Here is a 2,436-nt window from a genome sequence, read left to right on the forward strand (position 1 = left end):
GAAAATTACGTTACCAACCCAGAGCATGCTTCATTAAAAAATCAACGTGAAAAGCGAGATCAGTTAAAAGAAAAGAAATTCCAGGCACAGCAAAAAAAGAGCACTCCAAAGGGGGAGGAATAGCATGGAAACTTGTCCATGGTGTGAGATAGGAAAACTTACATCGGTAACGGGTACGGTCTATTGGGAATTACCAGATGGAACGCGAGCCGTTGAAATTACTGAAACTCCTTCTTCCCATTGTGAGAATTGTAAAGCTCTTTTTCAGAGTGATGAAATAGTAAAAGGAATTGAAGATCAGCTATTTTTAATTGATTCGAAACAGCTTGCAAAACAGACCAAGTATGATGAGTTATTGAAGATGAAGAGATTATTGAAGCGGAATTACTTTGATTTTGGGAAATAACAAAATGATTAGAAGTTGCCTCATCTACTTTTATTGGTGAGGTTTTTCTGTGCGCCCGGCGGTGTGGTCTATAGGGTGCACATCTCGAACGGTGAAGGCATTAGTAGCGGCATCATTTTAAATTTTCATCTTCACTACCCTTACTTTGACCACTAGGAATAAAAAAATCCATGCAGTATCTCCTCACATATTCAAATTCCTTTTCATAGCAAATAGGTATTTAGATTACCTGTTTCTCTGAACATTCCCCAAATGAATTCATTCATATTCATCCCTCCTATAAATGCGATTGTGAGAAATTACCACTCTTAATAAACATTTTTTGGGATAACTTAGAAATGAAATCTTAAAAGAAAGGATACATATATGAAAACAAAATGGGTTCTATTAGCCATTCTCTCTACCATAGTCAATGTGCTTTCTGGCTGTGAATCATTAGCGGTCTTAGATCCTAAAGGACCTCAAGCCCAAACRCAAGCCAATGTGATTTGGCTATCAATTGCGATCATGGCGGTTATTGTTATTGTTGTTTGTGCTATTTTAGTCTTTGTGTTAACGAAATACCGTGACTCTAAACTACCTAAAGAATATGAACCACCCTACATTGAAGGGAATCATGTTGTTGAAACGATTATTGTTGGGGTGCCAATTTTAATCGTCATTTTCTTCTCCGTTGTTTCTGTAATTTCCAACAATAAAGTGGAAGCCACTCCGGAAGGGTACAAAGGTCAAGATCCATTAATTATTTACGCTTCGTCATCTGACTGGAAGTGGCATTTTAGTTATCCAGAAAACGATATCGAGACAGTAAACTACTTGTATATTCCAACAAATCGACCACTTGAATTTAAACTTTATTCATTCGGGCCTATCACGAGTTTCTGGATTCCACAACTTGGCGGTCAAAAATATGCCATGTCTAACATGGTGACCACATTACACTTAGCGGCGGACGAATCAGGGGAAATGATGGGACGAAATGCAAACTTTAGTGGGAAAGGATTCGCTGAAAATACGTTCCACGTCGAAGCGATGTCTCAAGATAAGTTTGATGAATGGGTAAAGGAAGTTAAAGAAACTGCGAAACCTATTACTGAAGTAAGATTCAAGGAATTATTAAAGCCGGGTCATGAGGGACAGTTAACGTTTACTGGAACTCATTTAGACTTCTCATCAGCTCCAGAAGGTGAAAATGCTGGACATCATCATGGCTCAAGTGACTCTAACGCGAATTCAAAAGGTGAACATATGGAGCATGATCAAGAAAAATCAGCACACAATCATGAATAATTTCTTAGTCTATCTCAAGAAAAATATTTTCAGAAAGGAAACACAAAAGTATGGGTTTTTTCTCTAGATTTCTTATACCTAATCCTAGTCCCGTCATTTACTCATCAATGGTGGCCATTGGTGTTACTGTTCTCTTGATCATTGTTGGTTTAACCCACTTTAAAAAATGGTTTTTTTTATGGAGTGGCTGGCTAACAACAGTCGATCATAAAAGAATAGGTATTATGTATCTAATATCTGCTTTGTTGATGCTATTTCGTGGTGGGGTAGATGCTGTGATGATGCGTGCGCAACTTGCCGTACCGGATAACAAATTATTAGATTCACAGCACTATAATGAAATTTTTTCAACACACGGGGTTGTGATGATTCTCTTTATGGCGATGCCGTACATTATGGCCTTAATGAATTTCGTAGTGCCATTACAAATTGGAGCCCGAGATGTAGCGTTTCCACGTCTAAATGCCATAAGTTTCTGGTTATTTTTTATGGGTGCGATGCTATTCAACATCTCTTTTGTAATTGGTGGTTCGCCTGATGCAGGGTGGACATCTTATTTCCCGCTTGCAGGTAATGAATTTAGCCCGCATGTTGGAACGAATTATTATATGATTGGTATTCAGATAGCCGGAATAGGTACATTAATGACGGGGATTAACTTTTTGACGACTATTCTTAAAATGAGAGCACCCGGTATGACATTAATGAAAATGCCAATGTTTACATGGTCTGCTTTAGTC

4 protein-coding genes are annotated in these 2,436 nt (G+C 38.1%); all 4 read left to right on the forward strand.

All coding sequences use genetic code 11. The features are described from left to right. A partial coding sequence (locus AC1DUW_RS25875; RefSeq protein ID WP_477643830.1) for a hypothetical protein occupies positions 1-123 on the forward strand: 123 nt, incomplete at its 5' end. Position 124: 1 nt separating this feature from the next. Next, on the forward strand, positions 125-406 hold the full coding sequence (locus AC1DUW_RS25880; protein WP_201185418.1) for a YokU family protein: 282 nt from the start codon (positions 125-127) through the stop codon (positions 404-406). A gap of 366 nt (positions 407-772) precedes the next feature. Next, the gene (qoxA, locus tag AC1DUW_RS25885) at positions 773-1,696 is read left to right on the forward strand and encodes a cytochrome aa3 quinol oxidase subunit II (protein ID WP_053346604.1); all 924 of its coding nucleotides are present in this window, start codon (positions 773-775) and stop codon (positions 1,694-1,696) included. A 50-nt stretch (positions 1,697-1,746) separates the two neighbouring features. Continuing rightward, positions 1,747-2,436 (forward strand): cbb3-type cytochrome c oxidase subunit I (locus AC1DUW_RS25890; RefSeq protein ID WP_477643829.1); only part of this gene is annotated, 690 nt, incomplete at its 3' end.

Source organism: Peribacillus sp. P4_C12 (assembly GCF_056402095.1).

Excerpts from the sequence above, each read along its gene's own strand:
- AC1DUW_RS25880 (WP_201185418.1), top strand. The coding sequence starts at position 125 with ATGGAAACTTGTCCATGGTGTGAGATAGGAAAACTTACATCGGTAACG.